The organism is Thalassospira sp. SM2505, from assembly GCF_054901115.1.
The window spans coordinates 3,590,868-3,616,887 of the sequence record NZ_CM142731.1; the positions used below are offsets into that span (position 1 = coordinate 3,590,868).

21 protein-coding genes are annotated in these 26,020 nt (G+C 55.1%); 6 read left to right on the plus strand and 15 right to left on the minus strand.

Features of this window, described 5'->3' with window-relative positions:
* Positions 1-41: 41 nt before the first annotated feature.
* The 3 genes from ACTU44_RS16845 to ACTU44_RS16855 all read right to left on the minus strand — a co-directional run bounded on the left by ACTU44_RS16845 (position 42) and on the right by ACTU44_RS16855 (position 4,208).
* A complete protein-coding gene (locus ACTU44_RS16845; protein ID WP_462096013.1) occupies positions 42-2,462 on the minus strand; it encodes a TonB-dependent receptor in 2,421 nt (806 codons plus the stop codon).
* Positions 2,463-2,549: 87 nt separating this feature from the next.
* Positions 2,550-3,608 carry a FecR family protein gene (locus ACTU44_RS16850; protein ID WP_462096014.1) on the minus strand — a complete coding sequence of 353 codons (1,059 nt, stop codon included), beginning with the start codon at positions 3,606-3,608 and terminating at the stop codon, positions 2,550-2,552.
* Between the two features lie 75 nt (positions 3,609-3,683).
* Positions 3,684-4,208 carry an RNA polymerase sigma factor gene (locus ACTU44_RS16855; protein WP_114099443.1) on the minus strand — a complete coding sequence of 175 codons (525 nt, stop codon included), beginning with the start codon at positions 4,206-4,208 and terminating at the stop codon, positions 3,684-3,686.
* 489 nt (positions 4,209-4,697) lie between these two features.
* Here ACTU44_RS16855 and ACTU44_RS16860 point away from each other — a divergent pair, with 489 nt between their 5' ends.
* Positions 4,698-6,047, plus strand: a complete 1,350-nt coding sequence (locus tag ACTU44_RS16860) for a flagellin N-terminal helical domain-containing protein (protein WP_462096015.1) — start codon at positions 4,698-4,700, stop codon at positions 6,045-6,047.
* A 115-nt stretch (positions 6,048-6,162) separates the two neighbouring features.
* Here ACTU44_RS16860 and ACTU44_RS16865 read toward each other — a convergent pair whose 3' ends face one another.
* The 5 genes from ACTU44_RS16865 to kdgD form a co-directional block, all read right to left on the minus strand.
* Complete coding sequence (locus ACTU44_RS16865; RefSeq protein ID WP_462096016.1) at positions 6,163-6,957, minus strand: NAD-dependent epimerase/dehydratase family protein; 795 nt, start codon at positions 6,955-6,957, stop codon at positions 6,163-6,165.
* 33 nt (positions 6,958-6,990) lie between these two features.
* Positions 6,991-8,280 carry a TRAP transporter large permease gene (locus ACTU44_RS16870; protein ID WP_114099440.1) on the minus strand — a complete coding sequence of 430 codons (1,290 nt, stop codon included), beginning with the start codon at positions 8,278-8,280 and terminating at the stop codon, positions 6,991-6,993.
* A complete protein-coding gene (locus tag ACTU44_RS16875; protein WP_114099439.1) occupies positions 8,281-8,826 on the minus strand; it encodes a TRAP transporter small permease in 546 nt (181 codons plus the stop codon).
* Between the two features lie 108 nt (positions 8,827-8,934).
* A complete protein-coding gene (locus tag ACTU44_RS16880; protein ID WP_336081630.1) occupies positions 8,935-9,927 on the minus strand; it encodes a TRAP transporter substrate-binding protein in 993 nt (330 codons plus the stop codon).
* 248 nt (positions 9,928-10,175) lie between these two features.
* Positions 10,176-11,102: a 5-dehydro-4-deoxyglucarate dehydratase gene (gene kdgD / locus ACTU44_RS16885; RefSeq protein ID WP_336081632.1), complete on the minus strand. Its 927-nt coding sequence runs from the start codon at positions 11,100-11,102 to the stop codon at positions 10,176-10,178.
* 280 nt (positions 11,103-11,382) lie between these two features.
* On the opposite strand from kdgD, the gene ACTU44_RS16890 reads away from it, so the two are divergent.
* Positions 11,383-12,147: a 2-keto-4-pentenoate hydratase gene (locus tag ACTU44_RS16890; RefSeq protein WP_462096017.1), complete on the plus strand. Its 765-nt coding sequence runs from the start codon at positions 11,383-11,385 to the stop codon at positions 12,145-12,147.
* A gap of 101 nt (positions 12,148-12,248) precedes the next feature.
* Here the strand turns inward: ACTU44_RS16890 and ACTU44_RS16895 are convergent, their stop codons facing one another.
* The 3 genes from ACTU44_RS16895 to ACTU44_RS16905 form a co-directional block, all read right to left on the minus strand.
* Complete coding sequence (locus ACTU44_RS16895; RefSeq protein ID WP_462096018.1) at positions 12,249-13,148, minus strand: SMP-30/gluconolactonase/LRE family protein; 900 nt, start codon at positions 13,146-13,148, stop codon at positions 12,249-12,251.
* A gap of 190 nt (positions 13,149-13,338) precedes the next feature.
* Positions 13,339-14,055 carry a FadR/GntR family transcriptional regulator gene (locus ACTU44_RS16900; RefSeq protein WP_336081635.1) on the minus strand — a complete coding sequence of 239 codons (717 nt, stop codon included), beginning with the start codon at positions 14,053-14,055 and terminating at the stop codon, positions 13,339-13,341.
* A 128-nt stretch (positions 14,056-14,183) separates the two neighbouring features.
* Positions 14,184-15,170 carry an aldose epimerase family protein gene (locus tag ACTU44_RS16905; protein WP_462096019.1) on the minus strand — a complete coding sequence of 329 codons (987 nt, stop codon included), beginning with the start codon at positions 15,168-15,170 and terminating at the stop codon, positions 14,184-14,186.
* 163 nt (positions 15,171-15,333) lie between these two features.
* Here ACTU44_RS16905 and ACTU44_RS16910 point away from each other — a divergent pair, with 163 nt between their 5' ends.
* Entirely contained in the window at positions 15,334-16,065 is a 732-nt protein-coding gene (locus ACTU44_RS16910) for a FadR/GntR family transcriptional regulator (RefSeq protein ID WP_462096020.1), read from the plus strand.
* Positions 16,066-16,069: 4 nt separating this feature from the next.
* Here ACTU44_RS16910 and ACTU44_RS16915 read toward each other — a convergent pair whose 3' ends face one another.
* Positions 16,070-16,855, minus strand: coding sequence for an HAD family hydrolase (locus ACTU44_RS16915; protein WP_462096021.1), 786 nt, complete (start codon positions 16,853-16,855; stop codon positions 16,070-16,072).
* A gap of 190 nt (positions 16,856-17,045) precedes the next feature.
* On the opposite strand from ACTU44_RS16915, the gene ACTU44_RS16920 reads away from it, so the two are divergent.
* Positions 17,046-18,635, plus strand: a complete 1,590-nt coding sequence (locus ACTU44_RS16920; RefSeq protein WP_462096022.1) for an FGGY-family carbohydrate kinase — start codon at positions 17,046-17,048, stop codon at positions 18,633-18,635.
* A 252-nt stretch (positions 18,636-18,887) separates the two neighbouring features.
* Here the strand turns inward: ACTU44_RS16920 and ACTU44_RS16925 are convergent, their stop codons facing one another.
* Together ACTU44_RS16925 and ACTU44_RS16930 are read right to left on the minus strand one after the other, a co-directional pair.
* A complete protein-coding gene (locus tag ACTU44_RS16925) occupies positions 18,888-22,034 on the minus strand; it encodes an efflux RND transporter permease subunit (protein ID WP_462096023.1) in 3,147 nt (1,048 codons plus the stop codon).
* Between the two features lie 11 nt (positions 22,035-22,045).
* Entirely contained in the window at positions 22,046-23,212 is a 1,167-nt protein-coding gene (locus tag ACTU44_RS16930) for an efflux RND transporter periplasmic adaptor subunit (protein ID WP_462096024.1), read from the minus strand.
* Here ACTU44_RS16930 and ACTU44_RS16935 point away from each other — a divergent pair.
* Together ACTU44_RS16935 and ACTU44_RS16940 are read left to right on the plus strand one after the other, a co-directional pair.
* A complete protein-coding gene (locus tag ACTU44_RS16935; RefSeq protein ID WP_462096025.1) occupies positions 23,211-24,017 on the plus strand; it encodes a TetR/AcrR family transcriptional regulator in 807 nt (268 codons plus the stop codon). The genes ACTU44_RS16930 and ACTU44_RS16935 overlap by 2 nt on opposite strands.
* A gap of 196 nt (positions 24,018-24,213) precedes the next feature.
* Positions 24,214-25,377, plus strand: coding sequence for a hypothetical protein (locus ACTU44_RS16940; protein WP_462096026.1), 1,164 nt, complete (start codon positions 24,214-24,216; stop codon positions 25,375-25,377).
* 225 nt (positions 25,378-25,602) lie between these two features.
* On the opposite strand, the gene ACTU44_RS16945 is transcribed toward ACTU44_RS16940, so the two are convergent.
* Entirely contained in the window at positions 25,603-25,965 is a 363-nt protein-coding gene (locus tag ACTU44_RS16945; RefSeq protein ID WP_462096027.1) for a hypothetical protein, read from the minus strand.
* Positions 25,966-26,020: the final 55 nt, after the last annotated feature.

Sequence of the window (26,020 nt, forward strand, 5' to 3'; positions counted from 1 at the left end):
GCCATTGCGCGTGTTAACGAAATTAACTTCGAACAACCTGATCAGAATTCACGACGGAATCCGATGGTAATGGTCCGCCCGTGCCCGGCAACGGCATACCCGCGAAGGGCCGTTGCTGCCGGGTTTTCGTAACTGGTATCAAGGATGTTCTCGATACCAAAGCGCGCGGTCCCGCCCAGCACCGGATAGTTGCCCATCAGGTTAAAGACGAGGCTTGGCTTGATCTTGGCGGTTTTGATCTCGTTACGCGCCGCCGTATAGGTCCCGTCAAGGCGCATATTCAGATCCCCCCAGACATAGCTGTCGACATATCCGGTAAAGCGGAACGGCGACGGAATGCGGTTATTGGGAAGCGGACTGTCAAGATCACCATCCTTGTTGGTGTCATAACGGCCTTCGACATAGGAAGCCAGGGCACCGACATAGGTATCGTCAGTGATGTCATATTCCCCGGTCAGCTCGGCCCCGAGAATGCGTTCCTTTTCCTGACTGAGCGAGTTGGTCGCGGCATCGAAATTGTCGCCACGTTCGTTGGTGCTCATGTAAACAGCACCCGTGGTACGGAAATCCTGCCCGTTATAACGCGCCGCCAACTCGTAGGTTTTAACCTTGGAGGCCTCGACATCCAGTGCGCTGAAATTCATTGGCACGCCGCTAAGACCGGCACGACGGGTATAGGCCCCGACATCAGGAACAGAGAAACCTTCGCTATAGCTGAGTGAAGTGTCGAACCGGTCTGTCCAGTGAACAACAGCAGAGGCGTTATAGGTCACCGCACTATAGGTCGTATTGCCCCCGGTATACTGCGCGGCGGCAAGGATGGCCTGACCTGCACCGGCGTTATAGCGCATATAGTTCGGACGCAGGAAATCCTTGACCGTCAGGTCGTATTTTTCATAACGCACCCCGCCGGAAAGGTCGACAAACCGGGTTACCGGCGCACTCAACTGCGCAAATACGGCCCGGCCATCCTGCTTCATCGGGGCACCGATATCACGACCGCTGATCGTACGATATTTGACATCATCAAAGGTCAGATCCCCACCCCAGGTCAGGGTGAGTCCGTCATAGGCGGCATCAAGGCTGGTATCGGTCGAAAGCTTCACCCCGTATTTGACCGTATCAATCACCGACTGCCCCAGCGGGTCTTCGACCGAACCGTTGTTGGTCAGTGCCACCAGTGCCGGGTTGTAGCTTGAATGGTAATCGGCACGTGCGGCCTGTTTGTAGCTGTCATTGTAAAACAGCTTCAGATCGCCGGTACCGATCTTGCCGAAATCATATTCGTATCCGGCAGTGAAATACTGGCTTTCATCTTCCAGCGGCTGGGCGGTGTAGGGATTATCATAGTCAACCGACACCGGATGGGTCGTCAGATCGACGTTATATTCAATGTCCTGACGGAACCGGACAATCTCGGTCGACAGGAACAGGCGGTGCCCGTCGGCAACGGTCACACCGGCCTTGCCAAACAGGTTCAAATCCTCGGCATTGTCAAAGCCCCCCTGCCCCAGCATGGCATCGGATGGCACCTGATTGCCATAACCGTCATAGGCATTGCCGGTTTTCGAAGCCGTCACACTGGCGGCAAGATCGACCGCGCCAACACCGCCACTGCCCGAAAGCGTCAGCGACGGCGAAAAACTGTCACCGATATCATCGGTATAGCTGGTCATATGACCATCGACGACAAAGCTGTTATTTCCGACTTCGCCGGTCCTGGTGATGATGTTGATGGTTGCCCCGGTTGCTCCATCACCATTCATGGCATTCGACCCCGGAATGACTTCGATGCTGTCGACCTGCGCGATATCAATCATCGACAGAATGCGGCTGCTGTTACGAAGCGGCGTGTTGCGCGACACACCATCGACCAGCACCTGGACATCGCGCCCACGGAACGTTTCCGTGCTTGAAATCAGGCTTTGATCATCGAACATGAAGCCCGGCACGGTGTTGCGAATGACATTGGTAATGTCGCTGCTTTTGGCCATCTGGGTTTCGATCTGATCACGACCAATCACCACAACCGATGGCGACATGGATTTGATCGAACGGCGTGATCGCGTGGCGCTGACCACGACATCGGGCAGGACCATGGCACCGTTATCCCCCATGCTTTGGGTCGGCACCGGTGAAATGCGCACACTATCATTGGTGACAAATTCAAACTGGTAACCACTTCCGGCCAGAAGACGCCCCAAGGCATCAGCAGCACTTAGCTCGGCCGATATTGCCGCACTATCAAGTCCCGACAGGTCCCCTTGCACGATCAGTTGCAGACCGAACTGATCGGCCACCTGATCAAGGGCCGCGCGCAGATTGCCCGCGGAAATGCTGACCTGTTGCATGGCGGCGGTTGTATCCTGTGCCGATGCCATCGGCACAGCCGCGATCATTAATGTCGCCACAAGCGCGCTGGTTCCCAACAGGCGCGACATCCCGAAATTCTCAGCTTTCAAAGCTTAACCCCTTCGCTCGAAGATAATAATGCAAATCACTATTATCCTCATGACGAATGGCATCAGGATTTGAGGAGTCCATTTTTTCTATTTTCTTGAAATTATTCTGAAGCCGCCCGGAAATGCGCTTTCCTGCAAACCATAGGCGGCCAGAATTGCATCATGGGCACTTTCGGGTTTCGCAAGATCAAAGCTTCCCGATACGGTGATTTCATCCAGGCGGGGATCACGCACAAAGGTCAGACCACCCAGAAGCGGGGAAAGGCGCGCCAGCAATTCATCAACGGGCATGTCATCGACAATCCATCGGCCACCGCGCCAGAGGGCGACGCGATCCGGGGCCACATCGGCATAATACAGGTCACCATCCGCATCCTGCCATGCAGACCGCCCCGCGGTCAGCCGGGCCAGACGCATCTTGCGATCTTCGAGATCGACCGTGCCCTCCGCGACCTCGATGCGGGCATGACCGCCCCATTTGGATGCACTGAACGCGGTTCCAACGGCAATGGCCGTGAACTGATTAAGATGAATGCGCAAGGGACGGGTTGCATCCTTGGCAACTTCGATGAAAATGCCGCCGTCCAGAACCGTGATATCGCGCAGGGTATCGCTGTAATTCAGGCTGACGCGGGTTCCGGGCTCCATCCAGACACGCGATCCGTCTGGCAGGGAATGAACTTCTGTCACCGCCGAAACATTTGCCGCCGCCACCAGATCGGGGGCCGGTTGCAGGGCGGAATAGGCAAACAGCCCCACCAGCAACAAGCAGGTTACCAGGGCAACAAGCGGGCGCGGCCGACGCTTGGCCGATCGCATTCCAGGCAACCGCCCATCCCCGCCTTCAAGTGCACCCAGCCGTTCCAGATCACGGCGAATACCCTCTTGATCAACCGGCCGTTTGTCCTGATCAGAGGCAGATGAAGATGGCCCGGACAATGCCGTGTCGGCCGCCACAATTTCCATGCTTTGCCAAAGCTGACAGGCCCGCACAAGGCGTTGCGGATTTTTCGGATCGGCATCCTGCCATGCGGCAAATGCGGCTTCTTCAGCCGGGGTCAATCCCGATTGATCAAGGCGCACCGCCCAGAAATCAGCAATGTCTTCATTGCTTTGGCAGTCTTCGGGATAGCGGAATTCTGTCATGGCAAAGGCATTATCCGGCTTCTGGCTGCGTGACCTGTTATCTTATAGACGTCGGGGCGCGTCATTTGAGGATGTCTAGTTTTCATGACGCGCCAGAACCTGTTTGCAATGTCCAAGCGCCTGACGCAAATGCTTTTCCACCATATTGCGACTGACACCAAGATGTTCGGCGGCCTCGGTCGGGCTGAAATGATCGCGTTTGCACAGCAGGAACACCTCGCGACAGCGTGGTGGCAGATCATCAATCGCACGTCGGACGATCTCAAGCCGCTGGCGATCAGAACTGATCTGTTCAGGGGTGACAGACTGCCTGCCTGCACCATCCATCTCGCTGATCGCGACCGGGTCATTGAATTCAACCGGATTGCGTTTGTGACGACGCAAGGCATCAATTGCCAGATTGGTCGCCATACGCATCAGAAAGGCCGGAGGATTGTCAATCTGGGCCGGGTCGACATTGCGATGGCGCAACTGCACATAAAGATCCTGCAACACATCCTGGCTTTCGTCGCGCGTCGGCAGGTATTTTTGCACCTGTCGCAACAAACGGTCATGATATTGCTGATAAAGATTATCCCAGGAACGGTCACAGACCGCCATAGCTGCACATCCAGAATTCGATAATGATAACTGTTATCATTTTCATTCATGCTTATAAGCAATCCTGACCATGCGTCAATTCAAAAAGCATACGCCCTCTTCGACCATTCCCCGTGGGAAAGACCCGGGTTTGAAACCTGCATAGCGATCTGAAAATCTTGCTGTGTTCGCTACACAACAACTAACGATTTAAGCCCCAACTCTGTGCCGGATCTGTTCTAATGACAGAGTGCGAAACCGCCAGACGGTGCGAGTCCCGGTACAGAAACCCCACATGTGCTCTCAGAACGGCATTGTTTCTCCCTATATTAATCGAAAATAGCCGCCCAAAACCTACCCTAAAGAGCAGGAATGAACTGTCTATCCGTCGTGTAAATTAGATTTTGCTCGACAAGAGGATATTTTACTTATAGTTGTTATTCTCGCTATATCACTAATAGCGAACTTTACACGTAGTAAACCATCGCCACTTTCCAGGTAGGAAAACCAATGGCACTCAACATTATTTCCAACTATGCGGCAAATGTTGCGCATCGCAATCTGACTGCGTCTGATGCAATGGCAACCAAGTCGCTTTCAAAGCTGTCATCTGGCACACGTGTTGTCTCAGCCCGGGACGATGCGGCATCGATGGCAATCGGCGCGCGCCTTAACGCGACGACGCAGGCGCTTAAAACTGCCTCGGTCAATGTCGGGCAAGCCAACTCGATGTTGCAAATTGCCGACGGCGGCATGGCCACCATTGACGACGTTCTTGTCCGGATGAAAACACTGGCCGTACAGGCATCGTCAGGCAACCTGTCAGACGTGGAACGTGGTTTCCTCAATGACGAATTCGTCCAACTGCGTGACGAGATCGACCGTATCGCGTCCTCGACCAACTTCAATGGCATCCAACTGCTTGGCGATGGGGGTGACGTTGCAATCAATCTCACGCCTGCCGCCAGCAATGCAGCGCTTACGCCCGCTTTCGGCTTTGACCAGTTTGCCATCACGGACAACAATTACTGGGCACAGGACGCCACTGCAGATGGTGTCGACGATAACGGACTGGAGATACGGATCCAGGAAATTGGCGGCAATCAGGTCATTATGACGGTATTGACGGCGATTGATGGCACGCTGGACCGGACCCAATCAATCGACGTCACTGATCTTGCCGCGACCGGCGGATCACAATCCATTGCTGCTGGCGGGAGCAAGGTGCTCAATTTTGATGAGCTCGGACTCACAATTACAGTAAACACCAACTTCTCGGACACAGTTGATTACGTCAGGGCTGGTGCAGCAGGCTCCAATGATTTCGGTTTTAGCTCGGCCAATACGGATTTCATGGGATCTGGCATCGACACATCCAGTGGCCAGTTCTTCTTCATGGAAGAGGACAAGGGCCAGCAGCTTTCCGACTCAATTGATTTCCAGGTCGGTGGCGGCAACACCGCAAATGATCGTCTTTCGATTAATTTGACCGCCGTTGACTCTGCTGTACTGGGATCATCTGGTATGGGTCAGGAAACGCTCGAGGATCTTGGTGCGAACGCTGTTAACACTGCTGCTGGCGCCCAGAACGCGGTCGAAGTTGTGACACGGGCGATTGACGACCTTCAGCGCGCTCGCGCAGCCATCGGCACATCCCAAAACCGTCTGGACTTTGCGGCCCAGAACCTTGCTTCGACGCAGGAAAATACGGAATCAGCACGTTCCACTCTGCTTGATCTGGATGTTGCCGCCGAAATGACGTCCTTTACATCCAAACAGATTTTGGTTCAGTCCGGGGTTGCGATGCTGGCCCAAGCCAACCAGATGCCGCAAAACCTGCTGCGGTTGCTGCAAGGCTAGTGAACAACATCTGACAAACTTTTTGACGCACCCTACCTGATGCAACGATGGCCCGAACGAGTTTCGTTCGGGCCATCGATTTTAGGCGGCTCCGAGATCGAAAGTCGATCTTGGATCAGTCTTCGAAATGGCCCTTGGCGGCAAATCCACCGCCCTGATAGATCACTGCCGGATCATGGCGATCTTCCGGGCCAAAGGCCGCTTCGATCTCGGCACGGAACTGTTCGGAGCTGTCTTGCGGTTTCCAGCCAAGGAAGTCCGCATGATCATTGCTCCACCATTTGGATTTATTGTCCGACACACCATAGACCACCAGATGGCCGGTCATGGGGGCATCAAAGATCGCCCTCATCAGCGAAATAAAGTCACGCGGGCTTAGCCAGGTGGACAGCATCCGGCGATCACGCGGTTTTTCAAAGCACGATCCGATCCGCACCGAAACCGTTTCCACATCGAACTTGTCGTAATAATAGCTTGCCACCGCTTCGCCATAGCATTTGGTGACACCATACAGGCTATCGGGGCGCAGTTCGGATTTGTCATCAAGCTTGGTGGTGCGCTTGTGGAAACCGATTGCATGGTTGGAGCTGGCAAACATGATGCGTTTAACGCCGTTCTGACGCGCCCCTTCATACAGGTTATAGGTCCCGGCAAGATTGGCCTGAAGAAGGTCGTCAAAGGCTGCTTCGATCGAAATACCGCCAAGATGAATGATGCCATCAACATCCTTGGTCAGTTCGATCACCGCTGCACGATCAGAGAGGTCGCACTGCACGACTTCCTCATTCGGGCCTGCCGGGTCCATCGGGGAAATGTCGGACAGGCGAATGACATCGGCATAGCCCTTAAGCCCCTCGCGACAAATCTTGCCAAGGTTTCCACCAGCACCGGTAATCAGCAAACGTTTCATAGGTATCCTCTTTGATATCGGTTTTGCCCGCGGTCAATTCGCCCCGAACACAAGGTTCGGCAGCGTCATTGAAATCGCCGGAATATAGGTTGTCAGCAAAAGTGCGCTCAAGATCGCCAGATAGAATGGCCAGATCGACTGAACTGCCTTTTCGATTTTCACCCCGCCAATCGCGCACCCGACAAACAGGCACGAACCAACCGGCGGCGTACACAGGCCAAGGCCCAAATTCATCATCAGCACCATCCCGAACTGGATCGGGTCCATGCCAAACTGTACCGCCAGCGGCAGGAAGATCGGCGTACAGATCAGGATCAATGCCGCCATATCCATGATCATGCCGGCAATCAGCAGCATGATATTGATCAGCAACAGAACCATGATCGGATTGTCGGTGATCCCGGTGATCGCCTCGGCCAGCGCATCAGGCACCTGATAGAAGGCCAGCATATAGCCATAGGCCGATGCACAGCCGACCAGCAGCATCACAAGGGCTGTGGTCTTGGCCGATTGCCGCACGGCGGCAACAAAGCCTGTCCAGCTGAGTTCGCGATAGACAAGCCCGGTAATGATCAACGCATAGGCAACGCCGATGGCACCCGATTCCGTGACAGTGAAGACACCGCTTAATACCCCGCCAACAATGATGACCGCCGTAAAGAAGCCCGGGATCGCCCGCACCGCCGTGCGCCAGACCACGCCCCAGCCCGGAAACGGTTCAGCCGGATAGCCATGCTTGATCGCCACAAGCCAGGTGGCAAGACCAAGCAGCAGGCACATGATCACGCCCGGCACAACACCGGCCATGAACAGCTTGGAAATCGAAATCCCGCCGCCTGCGGCCACCGCATAAAGGATCATGTTATGGCTGGGCGGGATCATGATCCCGGCAATCGATGATGTCACGGTGACGTTAACGGCGTAATCGGCGCGATAGCCTTCCTTTTTCATCACCGGAATAAGGATCGATCCAAGGGCGGATGTATCAGCCACCGCCGATCCGGAAATGCCGCCGAACAGCATGGATGAAAACACGTTCACAATGCCAAGACCGCCCCGGCGACTGCCGACAAGGGCGGTTGCAAATTGCACAAGGCGCGAGGCAATCCCGCCATGAAGCATCAGCTCGCCGGCAAAGATAAAGAACGGAATGGCCAGAAGTGAAAAGGCCGAAATGCCCGATCCGATACGCTGAAAGGCAATCAGGGTCGGAAGACCTTCATAGAAAAATGCGCCAAGGGCCGCAATGCCAAGTGCAATGGCAACGGGCATGCCAATCAGAATACCGATGGCAAACACGCCCAGAAGAATGGTCATGCCCATTTATTCAATATCCTCGTTTAACAAATCGTCATGGTAAAGGCTGGCATTTGAAATGGTTTTCCAGCGGGTGATGATTTTAAGAATATGCACCAGACTGTAAAAAGTGATCCCGGCCCCGCAAACCGCCATCGGCACCGAACGCCATCCGTCAGAAATATGAATGATCGGCATCTGTTTGGCCCAGTTAAAGGCCACCAGATCCATCCCGCCCATCAGCATCCAGTAGCCGAACCAGGCCATGGCCGCGTAGCTGATCGCAGCAACAATTGCCGCAATCCTTGGCGGCAAGGCATCGCGAAAAAACGATACCGAAAGATGGCTGTTGTCGCGCATACCGGCCGCTGCCACGGGAAAGGTAATCAGAACAATAAGGATCAGGGAGATCTGTTCGACCCAGGTCGGTGTTTCGTTCAAAACATATCGGCCAAAGACCAGCCAGGCGAAACTCGGGATCAGTGCCACAAGAGCCAGACCACCAATCAGGTTCAGAACCCCGGCAATCCCCCCGCCCAGACGGTCAATCAAATTGATAAAGCTGGAAAACATCTATGCGCCGCCAGAATTGGATTAATCAGCAACAGAACCAGAAATAGAATAACCACAGACAGAAAGAAGGGCGACGATATCATCGCCGCCCTTCGGACCGTTCATGTTTTATTTCTGAGCATCCTGGATGGCTTTGACCAGATCGGCCAGATCCGGGTTGGACTTCAGGAAGTTGTCATAGACCGGCTGCATTGCATCCTGGAAAGCCTGCTTGTCGGCAACTTCGTTGACCGCGATACCGGCAGCAATGACTTTTTCCTTGGATTTCTCGGCACGTGCGGCCCAGGCAGCGCGCTGTACGGTGACCGATGCATCAGCCGCTTCCTGGACGATTTTCTTTTCGTCGTCCGACAGGCTGTCATAAAGCGCCTTGTTGATGCACAGGCATTCCGGAAGGATCAGGTGCTGGGTCACCGAATAGTATTTGGCAGCTTCGAAATGACCGGAGCTGTCATAGGACGGATAGTTGTTTTCCGCACCATCAATGACGCCGGTTTTCAGCGACTGGTAAACTTCGCCATAGGCCATCGGGGTTGCGTTACCTCCGAGGGCCGCGACCATCTGAACATAGAGATCGTTGCTCATCACGCGGAATTTCATCCCCTTGAGATCCGCCGGGGTCTTGATCGGGTGCTTGGTGTTATAGAAGGAACGCGCACCGGAATCATACCAGCCAAGCGGCTGCAGACCGGCCTTGATCAGGCCATCGGCAATCTGCTGACCGGCCGGACCATCCATGACCTTGTGCATGGCATCGACGTTTTTAAAGATGAAGGGCAGCGAAACAACGTTTGCTTCGGGAGCAACTTCACCAAGCGGGCCGAGATTGAAAACAGCCCAGTCCAGACCGCCAAGACGAACCTGCTGGATCGCATCAGGCTGGTTGCCCAGAACACCGCCGTGATAAACCTTGGCTTCAAGGTCGCCACCGGATTTTTCGTTGATGATTCTGGCGAATTCTTCCATGCCGGTCGAAACCGGATATTCCGGCGGATGGATGTTCCAGCCGCGCCATTCTTTTGCCTGCGCACCGGCTGCCAGCGCCATCGATACCGCCGCTGCAGCAATCGTCAGCGTCGTGGTTTTAAGAAGATTGTTCATTAGGTTTCCTCCCGAGACATTACGTCACTTGCGTTAAAGCCTTGTTTTCCCTGATGGGAACTTTTTATTGTCGTATAATCTTACAATTCATCACTTGTAAGGACAACTGTAAGATTAGTTAACAACTCGTCTAACAGACCAGGTGGTCATTCTGTGCGCCTGTTTTTTTGTGGCGTCACAAATCGTGATCCCGGCAGAACCACCTGCCGGGATTAAAGGCAGGCCCCAAGTCATTGCGGCCCACCCGCCTAGGTCATACGCAACGCACCATCGCCATAGGCATTGCGGATGACCTCGGCCAGCATGTTGTGTTCTTCGTCGGTCAGATCGGTCAGCGGACTGCGAACCGGACCGGTATCGCGACCAATCACCCGCATTCCCGCCTTGACGATGGACACGGCATAGCCCTTGCCGCGGTTGCGGATATCAAGATACGGATAGAAGAATTCCCTGAGCACGCGGCTCATCGTTTCATCATCATCGCGGGTCAGCGCGTCATAGAAATCGAGCGCCTGCTGCGGCAGGAAGTTGAAAATTGCCGATGAATAGGTGGTGACACCCGCGGCCTTATAGGCCTTGGCAAAGACTTCTGCGGTCGGCATACCACCGATATAGGACAGGCGATCACCGATCAGGGTGCAGACCTTGGTCACCATTTCGATATTGCCATGACCGTCCTTGAACCCGACCAGGTTCGGGCAAACGTCACACAGCTTTGCCAGCGTCTCGGCGGTGATGATCGAATTGTCCCGGTTATAGACAATCACACCAATCTCGACGGCATCACAGACTGCCTTCACGCGGGCAAACAGACCTTCCTGCTCCGCCCCGACCAGATATTGCGGCAACAACAACAGGCCATCGGCACCGGCGGCTTCGCATTCCTTGGCCAGCTCGACCGCCATCGCCGTGCCATAGCCACAACCGGCAATGATCGGCGTATCGCCCGCAACTTCCTTGGCCGCACGCACGGCCTGTACGACTTCTGCCGGGGTCAGCGAGAAAAACTCGCCGGTTCCGCCTGCTGCAAACAATGCCGTGGCGGGATATTGCGACAACCAGCCGACATGTGCGCGGTACGCATCAAGGTCAAGCTTGCCCTCGGCATCAAAAGGCGTCACCGGGAACGAAAGCAACCCGGCCCCAATGGCCTTTTTCATCTCAAGATAATGCATCAAGCGTCCTTCAAGTCTGAATAGATCAAAATAACTATGATGACTCTATAAATTCATCATATTACTTTGTCAAACATATTACCAAGATGACCTGTAACGCGCAGAAAACTGCGCCACACACTGCTTGCAAGGCGATATTAGAACCATCGCACTTTGGTATGATGACTTGGTTTTTGACGATAAAATGGCGAATCGTACAGATTGATATGATGACTTTACCGACAAAGCCGATTAGGGTCGGCCATCACCTGTTTCACCCTCACAGCCGAGAAGACCGGGAATGACTGATATCAAAGCCGCCAGCCGCATTCTGGCCGATGCCTTTGTCAATCACACGCTGATTGAACCGCTGCCTGCCGACATTGCGCCGAAATCATTTGACGAGGCCTATGAGGTGCAGAATGCAACACTTGCCCTGACCGGGGCAAAACAGGCGGGATGGAAACTTGCCGTTGCCACCCGTGCGGCACAGGAAAAAATTGGTGCCGACGGCCCGCTGGTTGGCCCATTGCTTGACGGCCGCATTCTTGGCGAAGGTGCCAAACTGACGACCAATGATCTGAACTTCCCCAATATCGAAGCCGAAATTGCCGTGGTGATGGCTAGCACCCCTGCCCCGGATGCGACATCAAGCGACATTCTCGATCACATCAAGTCGATGCATCTGGCCATCGAGATTGCCGACCGTCGCTATCACGAAAAACAGGACCCGGTTCAGACACTGGCCGATCTGAATTCGACCGGCTATTTCGTGCTGGGTCAGGAAATTGACGGCTGGCGCGATCTTGGTTTCATCGGCGGTACGGTGACCACTAAAAGCGATGGCAATGTCCTTGCCACCAATGATGATCCCGATGCCTGGCCGGAAATCTTTGGCGGGCTGGAATATCTGGTCGGTTTCCTTTCCAAGCGTGGACAAAGCCTGAAAGCCGGTGACGTCATCACCACCGGTGCCTGCGCGCTTCCAACCATTACCCCGCATGGCAAGATCGAAGCGATCTTTGACGGATTGGGCTCAGTGACGGCCGAGATCAGCAAGGCGTGATCTGCGCTGGCGTTTAGCCGGTATACGCCGACAAGGTCTAAAACAGAAAAGCCATGCAGCACATTGCCGCATGGCTTTTGCTTTAACCCGGTGAAATCGACCTAGTCGTTTTCACAAAACCGGGTAACCGGCACACCGGGAACTTCAACGCGCAGCGACACCAGCTTGCCAGCATGCGGGAACTGGGCACGCTTTTCTGCGCTATAGCCTTCCTGATGACTGGTGACATAAAGCGTTTTCATATCAGGCCCGCCAAAGCATGGCATGGTCGGGTTGGGCATCGGCATCGGGATGGATTTCAAAAGCGTCCCGTCGGGCGCAAAGCGGTTCAGGTTGCCCGCCGATACACCGGCCGACCAATAGCAGCCTTCCATATCAACCGCCGCCCCGTCCGGACGCCCGAGCGTGTCATCAAGATCAAGGAAGCGCGTGCAGTTGGAAATATCGCCGGTCGCGACATCAAAGTCCCAGCGATTGACCCAAGGTCCGCGTGAGTCGGAGTGATACATCTTCGATCCGTCCGGCGACCAGGCGATACCGTTGGAGATTTTAAAGCCCCTGGCTTTTTCTTCGATCTTGCCATCGGCTGTAATGCGATAAAGCGATGCAATCGCCTGCTTGTCGGCATTGTCATCCATGGTGCCAACCCAGAACGCCCCGTCCGGACCGATCTTGCCATCATTGGTGCGGCTTTTGATCCCGTCTTCAATCTTGCAAAGCGGGGTGCGCTCATCGGTTTCGGGATCAAGGAACAGGATATCCTTACGAAGGGCTACAATGATCCGCCCGGCATCGGTCAGACCAAAACAGCCCAGTTCACTATCAAATTCCCAGACATGCCGGTCACCTGTTTCGATATCAAGCGCATGCAGCTTTCCGTTCAGGATGTCCGTCCAGTAAAGCCGGTTTTTCAGGCCATCCCAGTTCGGACATTCCGCCAAGGTGAAAGTTTCATCGCGCAGGATTTCCGGCTGATAAAGCCCGTGATCTGTTCCCGACATGCAGCCCCCGATAAATTCATATGATCAATTTCAATGGTCTCTGGTGTGCCCATCCGGGTTGCTGCTTGTCAACATTATTTGACCGTTCAAATGACGGTCAGCCGGGCCAGAACATACCTGCGCACCAACCCCAAAAGCCCGCAAGCAAAGAGCTGACGGGGATTTGGCGCGGATCGCGATGTTAGGAAAATTACATCTCGCGGGCGTGATCGGTGACGCGCTGGCGGGCCTGATGGAGGTGATAGCGCATCATGAGTTCGGCACTTTCACCGTCCCGTCCCAGAATCGCATCATAGATCTGGCGATGTTCGGCCAGCACCCGTTTGGCGCGCTCAGCCGATCCGGAACGGGTGATATTCAGTGCAACATTCATCGATTTCTGCATCACATTGTGCAGGGAATTAAGGATGGTCAGAAAGATTTCATTGCCACTGGCGCGGGCAATTGCCATGTGAAAATCAAGATCGGCCTTATCGGCGATGTCCCCGGCGGCAACACCCTGTTCAAGCATTTTAAGGGCGCCTTCGATTTCGCGGTGATGACGCATACTGGCTCGTTCGGCGGCCATCCGCGCGGTTGCGCCCTCAATAGCGGATCGCGCTTCAAAGCAGCGCAAAAGGCCAGCAACATCATTCACGCCGCCAAATTCAATCAGGCCCTGTGGCGGGCGCTTCTTAACAAACGATCCGACCCCTTGCCGGGCATAGACCAGCCCGTCGGATTGCAGTTTGCGCAATGCTTCGCGCACCACCGGTCGCGAGACGCCAAAAGATGCGCAAATCTCGTTCTCGGATGGAAGCTTTGTCCCCTCGCTCAGATTTCCCGAAACGATCTGTTCGAGTATCTGGCCATAAAGCTGATCCGCAAGTTTTTCGCGTTTCTGAGCCTTAAGCAGCAATTCTGCCATTCCGTCCCCCGGACCTGCTTGTAATCTTGTAAAACTTGCTTGTAAGTTTTATCGGCAAATCACCCGGCGGTAAAGCCCGTCAACCACCACCCCACGGCGAAAAATCGCGCCAACAGATGATCGCACGGTCAGTCTACCAGCGAATAATCCCGGCTTTCGGGCTGTGCGATATCATCGTCATCGACAAGCCCGCTATCGGGACGCGCAAGCAAGGTCGGGATCAATGTCATGCTGCCCGAAAGGGTCTGGTTACGATCCAGAACCAGCACATCCCCGAATTCCTTGAATTCCGGACGATTATGCACATTGGGCACATGCGATACCGGCTCGACGCAAAAGGTCTTGCCGTCTTCGGGGATATAGAATTGCAGGTTCCCGAACCGCTCGCTTGCCAGCATTTTCAGGCTGTAACCGGCATCTTCCCAGACCATGTCCGCTTCGCGGTGCCAGCCGGTATAATGCACATCCAGCCCGCGGTTATGACGGATCATCTTGGAGTCCGAAAAATCGCGCCCAAGATCAATCACCGTGCGGGTCGTCGGCAACATGTCTTCGTCCGTGCCAAAACAATCAGTGGCGATGAAGGAAACCGACACATCGTCGCCACCGGGGAACCAGGGGTGCAGGCCAATGCCATAGGGCATCGGTGTACGGCCCAAATGGCGCACTCCGATTTCAAGCGTCACATCCTGTGCGGTGACCTTGAATTCCTGCCAGGCGACATAGACAAAGCCGCTTTCGGGATCGTCATATTTGTGATTGAAGCGCAGGCTGTCGACCGTCGGGCGTTCAATATTCCATTCCGAGCCCCGGCCGAAACCGTGAATGGCATGCGGACTGGGCGGGCGGTTTGCCGGAACTTTTACGATACGACCGTCAAACTCGAACTCGGCAAAGGCCAGACGATTGGCAAAGGGCACCATCGGAAAACAGCCAAGGCTCGAAGGATTGCCCGATGCAATGTCCTGTTCGGTCACCGGACGTAACAGATTGATGATGCCCTGACCATCGGGGCGTATCCAGTCAATGCGGGAAATCGCCCCGCCCCGGGGAACAATCCCGATCTGAAATGGTCCGCTGTTCCAGCGATATTCCGCGTCGCCCTTTTTGGACATCTTGTGGTGCCTCAATTCCAACCAAAATCATATGATGACTTTACATCACCATCTCCGTTCGATTATGTGAAGATGGTAATGCCCATTGCGCCAATCAAAGATTAACGCCGGGCTGTCATTTTTATATCCGGTTGTTTTATACCGGATTTATCGGACACGCAAAATGAAGAAGACCAGTGCGTCAAACACGCCGCGAAAAGTTTCACTGACCGAAAAGGTCATTGCCAGCCTGAGGCAGGAAATTGAAAGCGGTCAGCGCGAACCGGGCAGCAAACTGCCAACCGAACCGGTTCTGACCGAACGGTTTGGCGTCAGTCGCACGGTCATCCGCGAGGCCATTGCCGCCCTTAAGGCCGACGGACTTCTGGAGCCGCGTCAGGGGGCGGGTGTCTTTGTTCTTGCGCCACAGGCCACGGCCAATGACAGATCAATCTTTGCGGTCGATTATGCGCAGGTATCGGACGTACTTGAAATTCTGGAATTGCGCATGGCGGTCGAGATCGAGGCCGCCGGTCTTGCCTGCACGCGAAGCTCGGTCGCGCAGCAGGCCAAGATCTACGAGGCCATGGAGAAAATGGAACGCGCTGTTGAAAAGGGTGAACCGACCGCACTGGCCGATTTCGAATTCCATAGCGCGATTGCCGCAGCTACCAATAATCGCCGCTTTGCCGAGTTCCTTGAACATCTTGGTGACAAGACAATCCCCCGTGCACAGCTGCGCCGCCGCCCGCCCGAGGCCGAAGATCACAAGGCCTATATGGACATGATCCTTGGCGAACATCGCCGCATTTACGATGCGATTGCCACGCGCGATGATGACGGCGCACGCAAGGCCATGCGCGATCACCTGAGCCTGAGCCAGACCCGCTATCAGAAACTTCTGACCCAGCGATAAGACATCAGGAACCAAGTGCGGCGACCAGAACCGCCATATCAGAAATCACAATATCAGCCCCGGCGTCATAAAGCCTGTGTGCAGCAATTTCTTCCTGACCGGCATAATGACCACCACCGACAAAGCCAATGCATTTCATGCCTGCGGCCACCGCCGCCTTCACCCCGGCAACGGAATCCTCGATCACGATGGTTGATGCCGGGGCATGGCCCATATCGGCACAGGCATGCAAAAACAGATCCGGGGCCGGTTTGCCATTCCTGACGAAGTCGGCACTGTAAATCCGGTCCTCAAACCACGGGCCAAGCCCGGTCACCCTCATGGTTTTTTCCAGTCGCTCGACCGAGCTGCTTGATGAAATGCAAAAGGCAATAGCGCGCTGCTTGAGCGCATCAAGGACCGCGTCAATATTGCGGATGCTGAAAAGCTCGGTCTCATAGCGCGCAAACAGTTTCTGATAAAAGAACGGTTTGAACTGTGCGCCGACATCCTGCCCGGTCAGGGCACGAATGTGATCAATCGGGGCGGAGCTTGACCGGCCGGTAAATCTTTCAGCGACCTCTTCCAGAGTCAGCGGGGCTCCGAAGTGATCAAGAACATCGACAAGGGTCGCAAGCGAGATCGGCTCGCTATCGACAAGAACACCGTCGCAATCAAACAGGACAATCTTGCACCCGTCAAACAGCCTGGCAATTGATGCCGTCGTCAGCGGCACATCGTCGATACCCGGAAGCGGTTTGCTTCCGCCGTCGTTTCCCGATCCGTTTCCATCATTGTTTTTTGTGGCCATGTTGAACCTGGCTTGTTTCATTTGTGTGATGAAAGCAGCGTAACGAATGAAATGTTTCAGCGTCAATAAAAATGAACATTTGACCAACTATTGAACTTTTGATCAAATCAGGATGAAAGAGGCCAACCAAAAGAACATCCGGCAATCAGGGCAGACCTGAAAGCCGGGGAAATGCGGAGGAATACCCATCATGAGTCCCCAGGACACCTGCTTTATCGGTGTAGATGTCGGTACCGGCAGCGCGCGCGCAGGCGTGTTTGATGCCAATGGCAAATTGCTTGGCAGTGCCGCCCATGCCATTGCGATGAACCGGCCGAAACCCGACTTTGTCGAACAGGACTCGGAAAATATCTGGCAGTCGGTTTGCCAGTCCGTGCGCAACGCCTTGCAAAAATCGGCCGTGGCACCGGAAAAGATCGCCGCCATCGGATTTGATGCCACCTGTTCGCTGGTCATCCGCGATCAGGATAACCGCCCATTGGGCGTCACACCGGGCGGGGCCAATAACTGGGATGTGATTGTCTGGATGGATCACCGGGCAGTGCGCGAGGCAGAGGAATGCACCACCACCGGCTCACGGGTTTTGCAATATATCGGCGGCACCATGTCCCCGGAAATGGAAATGCCCAAACTGATGTGGCTTAAACGCCACAACAAACCGGCATGGGACAAGATGGGGGCGGCCTATGATCTTGCCGATTTTCTGTCCTTCCGCGCGACCGGAAGCAATGCGCGGTCCTGCTGTACGGTAACTTGCAAATGGACCTATCTTGCCCATCAGGATGAAACATGGGATCACGATTTCCTGTCGGTGATCGGCATGGAAGACCTTAATGACAAGATCAACATGCATGCCCCGGCCCTTGCCGTTGGTGAACGGATCGGAACTCTTGATACACAAGGTGCAGCTGATCTTGGCCTGACCACCAATTGTCTGGTCGGGGCGGGTTTGATTGATGCCCATGCGGGTGCGCTTGGCACCCTTGGCGAATATCTTGATGGCGATCTTGATCAGCATTTTGCGATGATTGCCGGGACCTCGACCTGTCATATGGCCTTGTCAAAGGACCCGCGCTTTATCAAGGGGATCTGGGGTCCCTATTTCGGGGCGATTGCACCGGGGCTGTGGCTGAATGAAGGGGGGCAGTCGGCAACTGGTGCGCTGCTTGATCATATCGTTGCCATGCATCCTTTTTCGCACGATATGGGCCGCGACGCCCACAAACTGGCGGGCGAAAAGCTGTTGCCGCTGATGGGCGAAAAAACCGATCTTGCCCCACGCCTGCATGTCTTGCCCGATTTTCATGGTAACCGGTCCCCGCTTGCCGATCCCGAAGCCCTTGGCGTGATATCGGGCCTGACACTTGATCAAAGCGAGGAAAGTTTTCTCAAGCTTTACTGGGCGACGGCCTGTGCCATTGCCTATGGCACCCGCCATATTATCGATGCGCTGAATGATACCGGCTATGACATCACCCATATTCATCTAAGTGGCGGTCATACCGCCTCAAAGGTCCTGGTCAAGCTTTATGCCGATGTCACCGGCTGTCACGTCGTGATGTCTGATTGCGAAGAACCGGTCTTGCTGGGCTCGGCAATGCTGGCTGCTGCTGCCCTTGATAGCGAAGGCGGACTGGCAAAGGCCGCCCGCCAGATGGCGGGCAAGGAAACGCTTCATGCCCCCGATGCGGGTGCAAAGGCCGATCACGATCGCCGTTATGCGATTTTCCATCAGATGCATACCCATCGCCAAGCCCTTGATGCCCTAAGCAAAAACTGACCCGCAAGGTCAATTTCGGGCCGGGCATGAGCCACCCGGCCCGCCTTTCTCCCTGAGGGTTCTGTTCAAAAGGCGCTTGACGCTTCTTTTGGATAGGGCCAAAACAAAAGGGCCGATGCAAAAGCATCGGCCCTTTCTTACGCACGCGCGACGGCGGGGTCGGGGGATCATGCAGATTTAAATTTCTGCACCGCCACGAGCACGATGCCTTACAAGGCCGGTCCGGTTTGGACCGGCCTTGTTTGTTTATGCCTATTCAGCCGGATGTTCGTGGGCAGCCTTGACGTCCCCGCGTTTGGAGCGGTTCTTGGCAAAGGTGCCAACAATCAGGACGAAGAACAGCGGCACGAAGAAGATCGCAAGCACGGTCGCAGCAATCATCCCGCCCATCACACCTGTACCCACCGCCACACGGGCAGCAGCACCGGCACCGGTCGAAATCGCCAGCGGCACGACGCCAAGGGTAAAGGCCATCGACGTCATGATGATCGGACGCAGACGCTGACGCGCCGCTTCAACCGTGGCCTCAAGAAGCCCCATGCCCTGGTCGTAAAGTTCGCGGGCGAACTCGACAATCAGGATGGCGTTCTTGGCCGACAGACCGATCGTGGTCAGAATTGCCACCTGGAAGTAAACGTCATCAGGCAGGCCACGCAGAAGCGCTGCGATCACGGCACCAAGAACACCAAGCGGCACGACCATCATGACCGAGATCGGAATGGCCCAGCTTTCATACAGTGCGGCAAGGCACAGGAAGACCACGATCATGGACAAGGCATACAATGCCGGTCCCTGCTCGCCTGCTTCGCGTTCTTCATAGGACAGCCCCTGCCATTCAAGGCCGATACCACCCGGAAGTTTCGCAACCAGTTCGTCCATGGCCTTCATCGCATCACCCGATGCAACACCCGGTGCGGATGCACCCTGAATGTTGAGCGATGCCAGACCGTTAAAGCGTTCCAGACGCGGCGAGCCGAAGTCCCAATTCGTGGTCGAGAATGCCGAAATCGGCACCATCTCGCCCTGATTGTTACGGACATACCAGTAATCAAGGTCTTCGGGCATCATGCGATATTGCGCATCCGACTGCATGTAAACGCGCTTAACACGGCCGTTTTCAATGAAGTCGTTGACATAGCTCGACCCCCAGGCCGCGGCGAGCGTCCGGTTGACGTCAGACAGGTCAATGCCAAGTGCACTTGCCTTTTCCTGATCAATATTGATCTTGAACTGCGGCATGTCATCCAGACCGTTCGGACGCACACCGACCACGCGCGGGTCCTGTGCCGCCATTCCCAGAAGCTGGTTACGGGCTGCCATCAGGGCTTCGTGACCATTGCCGCCACGATCGACAAGCTGAAGATCAAAGCCGTTGGCAGTGCCAAGCTCGATAATCGCAGGCGGAGCAAAGGCAAAGACCATGGCTTCGCGGATCTGGGCAAAGGCCCCATAGGCACGACCGATGACCGCACCAACCGCCTGATCGGGACGAGTACGTTCAGACCAGTCCTTCATGTTGACAAAGGCGATACCGGCATTCTGACCACTCCCGGCAAAGGAGAAGCCGGCAACCGTGAACAGACCCTGTACGTTTTCCTTTTCATTCTCAAGGAAATGGGTTTCCAGCTTCTGGAGAACCTCGACCGTGCGTTCCTGCGATGCACCAGCAGGCAGCTGAACCATCGAGAACATGATGCCCTGGTCTTCGTCTGGCAGGAACGAGCCCGGCAGACGCATGAACAAGGCAGCAAGGCCGCCAACAAGCACCCCATAGACAATCAGGTAACGCCATTTGCGGTGAACAACGTGATCGACACTGCCCTGATAGAACCGGTTGGTTTTATCGAAACCACGGTTAAACCAGCCAAACGGACCTTTTTTCGTCAGCGGGTCGACATGGGTCGGTTTGAGCATGGTCGCGCAAAGTGCCGGTGTCAGGACAATCGCCACAACAACCGACAAGGCCATTGCCGAAACAATCGTGATCGAGAACTGGCGATAAATCGCACCGGTCGATCCGGCAAAGAAGGCCATCGGCACAAACACCGCCGACAGAACCAGCGCAATACCAATCAGGGCACCGGTGATCTGGCCCATGGATTTCCGCGTTGCCTCACGCGGCGGAAGTCCGTCTTCATGCATCACACGTTCAACGTTTTCGACCACAACAATCGCGTCATCCACCAGAAGGCCGATGGCGAGAACCATGGCAAACATGGTCAGTGTGTTGATCGAATAGCCAAAGGCCGCAAGGACACCGAACGTTCCAAGCAGAACCACCGGAACGGCAATCGTCGGGATTAGCGTTGCCCGCCAGTTCTGCAAGAACAGCAGCATCACCAGGAAGACGAGGATGATCGCTTCAAACAGGGTATGAACAACTTCCTCGATCGACACTTTGACGAACGGGGTGGTGTCATACGGATAGACGATCTCGATCCCCTGGGGGAAGAACGGCTTGAGTTCGGCAAGACGGGTCTTGACGGCCTCGGCGGTATCAAGCGCGTTGGCACCGGTTGCCAGATAGATACCAATACCCGTTGCAGACTGGGCATTGTAGCGGGCAACCACGTCATAGCTTTCGCCACCGATCTCGATGCGTGCAACGTCACCAAGACGCACCTGCGCACCATCGGTTTCGACCTTGAGCAGGATGTTGGCGAATTCATCAACCGTCTGCAGTTTGCTCTGGGCGGTGATGGTCGCGTTGATCTGCTGCCCCGGAACCGACGGCGCACCACCGATCTGACCGGCAGTGACTTCGGTGTTCTGGGCTTCGACCGCCGCGCTGATGTCTGAAACCGTCAGGTTATAAGACAGCATCTTGTTCGGATCGAGCCAGATGCGCATCGCGTGCTGGGCACCGAACACGGTGACCGAACCAACGCCATTCACACGACCCAGCGGATCCTCGACCGTCGAGACGACAAAGTCCGAAAGGTCTTCGGCATTCATCGAACCGTCAGAAGACACAAAGCCGACAACCATCAGGAACGAGCCCGAAGACTTGCTGACATTCACGCCTTGCTGCTGCACTTCGGTCGGAAGCGACGACATTGCAGCCTGCAATTTGTTCTGGACCTGAACCTGTGCGATGTCGGGATCGGCTTCGGGTTCAAACGTCAGTGTGATCGATGCCTGACCGTTTGCCGACGAGCTCGACGACATGTAGCGCAGATAGTCAAGACCGCTCATCTGTTGTTCGATTACCTGGGTAACCGTGTTTTCAACAGTTTGGGCCGACGCCCCCGGATAGCTTGCCGAAATCTCGACAGATGGCGGCGCAATGGACGGATACTGTTCCACGGGCAATTGCCACAGGGAAAGTCCCCCCGCCAGCATAATCACCAGGGCAACGACCCAGGCGAATACGGGGCGATCAATAAAGAATTTTGCCATTGAATAAGTCCTTATTCGGCGGCTTTGGCGGTTTCGACAGGCTGTGCTGCGACCGGTGCACCCGGTCCGACACGCTGAAGACCATCAACGATCAGCTGATCGCCATCTTCAACGCCAGCGGAAACCAGCCAGTTCTGTCCCTGAGACTGTTCGATGGTGACGTCCTTGGAGGCGACTTTTCCATCCGCGACAACATAGACATAAGCCGACCCGTCCGGGCGACGCATGACTGCTTTTTGCGGCACAAGGAATGCACCTTCGAGGTGGCCCTGACGGACCTGACCGCGCACAAACATGCCCGGCAAAAGCGTTCCATCCGGGTTCGGGAAGACAACACGCAAACGAATGGTCCCGGTGGTTTCATTTACCGTAACATCCGAGAATTGCAGGGTTCCCTTGTGCGGATATTCCGCCCCGGTTGAATCAATAATCAGGGAAACTTCGACCTGACCGTTTTCAACACCCTTGATGCGACCATTGGCGATGGCCTGTTTGATCTTGAGAAGACGGCCACCCGCCTGGGTAACGTCGACATAAATCGGATCAAGCTGGGTGATCGTGGTCAGTTTGGCCGACTGATTGGCCGTTACCAGCGCACCTTCGGTATAATCGGACGAACCGATGCGACCGGAAATCGGTGCGGTAACCGTGGTATAGGCCAGATCAATGCGCGCCTGTTCCAGTTCGGCACGGGCTGCGGCAACAGATGCCCTGCCCTGTGCTTCGGCGGCAACCGCATCGTCATAGGTCTGCTGGCTGACAGCCTGCGACTTGATCAGCGGATCATAACGCTTGCGGGTTTTGACCGCCTGTTCATAGGTCGCATTCTGGCGGGCCAGTTCGGCCTGTGCGGCATCGACCTTTGCCAGATAGACATCCTGATCAATCATATAGAGCTGCTGACCGGCTTCGACAAAACCGCCTTCGGTGAAGTTGCGCTCCTTGATGATCCCGTCCACCTGCGGACGGATATCAGCCTGACGGAAAGCAATCGTGCGACCGGGCATTTCTTCGACAAGACCGACGGTCTGGGCTTCAAGGGTGACGGTACCAACCGGCGTTGCGGGCTGTTGCTGAGGCGCAGCCGCCTGTTGTTCACCACCTTCATTTTGCTCGCTGCAGGCAGCGACCATCAAGGCAAGCGCAGCCATCCCGGCAAATTTTAAACAAGATCGCATGGACAAAATGCTTTTCCTTCTAAGTCCTGTGCAAAGCATTCAAGGACGCTTTGCCATTGCTTTTCGAAATACTGTACGGTACAGTACACATTGTGCACTGCACGATCAAGAGCCAAAAACAACAGAACAAAAAATCATGAGTGAAACGCCAGAAAAGTTTGAAAAACAATCCTCTCGCGGGTCTGCGCGGCGGCGCGCCATGATGGATGCGGCCTGGCAACTTCTGCTAGAGCGAGGGTTCACTGGCGTCACACTTAATGATGTCATTTCGCAGTCGGGTGGCTCTCGTACAACCCTTTACGAAGCATTCGGCGGAAAGGATGGCCTGCTTGAGGCCGTCATGACAGAACGATGCGTGGAATTTTCCGCGGAACTTCAAATTTCGCTGAAAACCGATCTCCCTCCTCGTGATGCCCTGACGGACTTCGGAACCAAACTGGCCAACAAGATAGTAACCGAGGAAGTCGCCCGCTTCACTCAAATTCTGTATTCAGAGGGCCAGCACTTTCTACCCCTGATCGAAAAGTTCTTCGAGATCGGCCCTGACAGTACCCGCAAACACCTTGCCGATTATCTTTCGCGCCAGCAAAAACTTGGTCGTATCCACATTGATGATCCGGATCACGCAGCCGAGATCTTCGAGGCCATGGTGATCGGCGACTGGCAATCACGCGTCATGAAACACCACCCACGACCGCCAATGACAGACAGCGAAATCGAAAATCGCGTATCGCGCGCTGTGAATATCTTCCTGTGCGGAATTGCGACAGACGATCAGCGCAAAACGTTCGGATGTGGCAACTGAGCTCCCCCTGTTTGTGATCAAACTCAATTATTTGTAACGCGCCCCTCCTGACAGCATCCTGTCAGTTGTCGTCAGATGACGCATAATTTTTGGTGAAATTTGCCCTATCTTCACCAAATTTGCGCTAAACAATACAACCTGTCGCAATTTGATCGTTCCATCTGTCCGGACCGATCCAGTCAAGGGGCATCACCTTATGCGCGTGCGCCACGCTTTGTTGGGATTTGGTATCTGTGCGATTTCGCTCGTTGCACTGCACGCGCGCGCCCAGGCGATCACTGTCGAAAAGGCACGCAACGCCATTGATGCCATTCTGATGCAATCGGGTATTGCGGCAACCGAAACCGATGCACGCCTGATAGACGGCGATGCCGTCACCCTGACATATGACGGTATATCCCTTGATCTTCGCGGCTATTCAACGGCGCGCGAGCTGTTGATGGACGGGGTTAATGTCACGGTGCGCGATACCGACAATCCCGATCATATCGATCTTGATATCAAGCTTCCTGAGCGCGCCAGAATGGATGCCGAAGCTGCCAGCGACCGGCGCGAGCTGACCCTTCGCAACGCGGGCGGGTATCTGCGCTGGGATATTGCCCGCAACGCCCCGATGACTTTTGACGGCTTTGCCGATTTCCTGATCGGGGAAGAACCGATCACGCGCAAACACTGGATGATGAATGGTCTGATCCTGCAATGGCTGCCCGAACTGGCGCGCATTGCATGGCAGGGTGCGGAATGGACCGGCCCCAACCGGGAAAAAATGGGGTCGATCAAATCGGCAAGCTTTACCCTTTATCCCGGCGAAGCAGGCGAGACCCATCTGGATTATGCCCATGACGGGCTTTGGTTACCCAGCCTGTTTCAGCCGCGCACCGTGCGCGTCAAAAGCAGCAGCACCGGCCTGCCCTGGAGCGATGCCAAACCGATCATTGAAAAAGGCTTCCACGATATTCTGACCGGCACCGCCCCGCGCCTTGCCCGTCGCCAGATTGGCGATGCCCTGTGGCAAAAGGCCGCACATAACGGGGCTCCGGTCAAGGTCGACGAATTCTATGTGGAATCGCGCGGTCTTGAGGCATTGGGGGCGGGCGAATTCATTGCCCAGGCTGCCGCACGCTATGGCTTTGCCGGTGAATTTGATTTCAAATTGCTGGGACAGGACAAGCTGGTTGACCTGCTGGGCACCCCTGACAGCCCGACCCTACTGGGTGCTCTTTTGCCCTTTGCGGTCAATGGCCTTGCCGCCGGACGCCCCGGCCCGCAAGGGACGACCGAATATGACGGACAGCTGCTGCCAGATGGCCGGGTGGTTGTGAATGGCATGACCGTGTTTCGAACAGCTGATGGCAGCTAGGCCCTGAAAGCCCCGCATGCCAGGATACCTTCTGATATCCTTGTCGGCCCGTACAACCGCATTGTGATTTCCTGATTGTGATCTGTTGCCTGAATATCCGGGCCATAGTGGTGTTTCACGGCGCGCATTTCGGATTGCAGGCCTGAAATCGGGCAAAGCATCCGGAGCATCACGTCGCCAGACGCCCCTGAACTCAATCGCCTGATACAAGAATATTCCACACGTCTACTTGACCGACATCCCCTCATTCTCACTGCGTTCAATTGCAAGGCGATCAAACGGAGAAATCTTCGAGCGGCCTCGTACAGCGCGATGATCCTTCAAATACCTTGCTCCATCTTGCAGGGCTGCCCGATCAAAATCATCAGGATCAATGCCGCAGACGCCGATCTCGATCGGAGCCCCCGATTTGGGAGTAAAATACAAACGTGACTTAACCCACCTGAAATCAAGACGACCACGCCGTGACGATAACGCTTCTTCTATCTCTATGCTGTAAAGCCCCGGCAGAAAGCGTTGGGCGTAACCGTCCAGGCTGAACGGATGGGTAAACGCGTATGTTTTATGTGTTGTTCTTGTCGTATTCATGACGACCAACTTTCTTGATATTAAGAGAATAAAACTCGAATAATCAGAACAATCC

Bases quoted from the DNA above. Each gene is read 5' to 3' on its own strand.
- ACTU44_RS16940 (WP_462096026.1), top strand. From the start codon at position 24,214: ATGCGCGTGCGCCACGCTTTGTTGGGATTTGGTATCTGTGCGATTTCG.
- ACTU44_RS16920 (WP_462096022.1), top strand. From the start codon at position 17,046: ATGAGTCCCCAGGACACCTGCTTTATCGGTGTAGATGTCGGTACCGGC.
- ACTU44_RS16900 (WP_336081635.1), bottom strand. From the start codon at position 14,055: ATGGCAGAATTGCTGCTTAAGGCTCAGAAACGCGAAAAACTTGCGGAT.
- ACTU44_RS16890 (WP_462096017.1), top strand. From the start codon at position 11,383: ATGACTGATATCAAAGCCGCCAGCCGCATTCTGGCCGATGCCTTTGTC.
- ACTU44_RS16880 (WP_336081630.1), bottom strand. From the start codon at position 9,927: ATGAACAATCTTCTTAAAACCACGACGCTGACGATTGCTGCAGCGGCG.
- ACTU44_RS16945 (WP_462096027.1), bottom strand. From the start codon at position 25,965: ATGAATACGACAAGAACAACACATAAAACATACGCGTTTACCCATCCG.
- ACTU44_RS16870 (WP_114099440.1), bottom strand. From the start codon at position 8,280: ATGGGCATGACCATTCTTCTGGGCGTGTTTGCCATCGGTATTCTGATT.
- ACTU44_RS16855 (WP_114099443.1), bottom strand. From the start codon at position 4,208: ATGGCGGTCTGTGACCGTTCCTGGGATAATCTTTATCAGCAATATCAT.
- ACTU44_RS16910 (WP_462096020.1), top strand. From the start codon at position 15,334: ATGAAGAAGACCAGTGCGTCAAACACGCCGCGAAAAGTTTCACTGACC.
- ACTU44_RS16905 (WP_462096019.1), bottom strand. From the start codon at position 15,170: ATGTCCAAAAAGGGCGACGCGGAATATCGCTGGAACAGCGGACCATTT.
- ACTU44_RS16895 (WP_462096018.1), bottom strand. From the start codon at position 13,148: ATGTCGGGAACAGATCACGGGCTTTATCAGCCGGAAATCCTGCGCGAT.
- ACTU44_RS16930 (WP_462096024.1), bottom strand. From the start codon at position 23,212: ATGCGATCTTGTTTAAAATTTGCCGGGATGGCTGCGCTTGCCTTGATG.
- kdgD (WP_336081632.1), bottom strand. From the start codon at position 11,102: ATGCATTATCTTGAGATGAAAAAGGCCATTGGGGCCGGGTTGCTTTCG.
- ACTU44_RS16915 (WP_462096021.1), bottom strand. From the start codon at position 16,855: ATGGCCACAAAAAACAATGATGGAAACGGATCGGGAAACGACGGCGGA.
- ACTU44_RS16865 (WP_462096016.1), bottom strand. From the start codon at position 6,957: ATGAAACGTTTGCTGATTACCGGTGCTGGTGGAAACCTTGGCAAGATT.
- ACTU44_RS16860 (WP_462096015.1), top strand. From the start codon at position 4,698: ATGGCACTCAACATTATTTCCAACTATGCGGCAAATGTTGCGCATCGC.
- ACTU44_RS16850 (WP_462096014.1), bottom strand. From the start codon at position 3,608: ATGACAGAATTCCGCTATCCCGAAGACTGCCAAAGCAATGAAGACATT.
- ACTU44_RS16935 (WP_462096025.1), top strand. From the start codon at position 23,211: ATGGACAAAATGCTTTTCCTTCTAAGTCCTGTGCAAAGCATTCAAGGA.
- ACTU44_RS16925 (WP_462096023.1), bottom strand. From the start codon at position 22,034: ATGGCAAAATTCTTTATTGATCGCCCCGTATTCGCCTGGGTCGTTGCC.
- ACTU44_RS16875 (WP_114099439.1), bottom strand. From the start codon at position 8,826: ATGTTTTCCAGCTTTATCAATTTGATTGACCGTCTGGGCGGGGGGATT.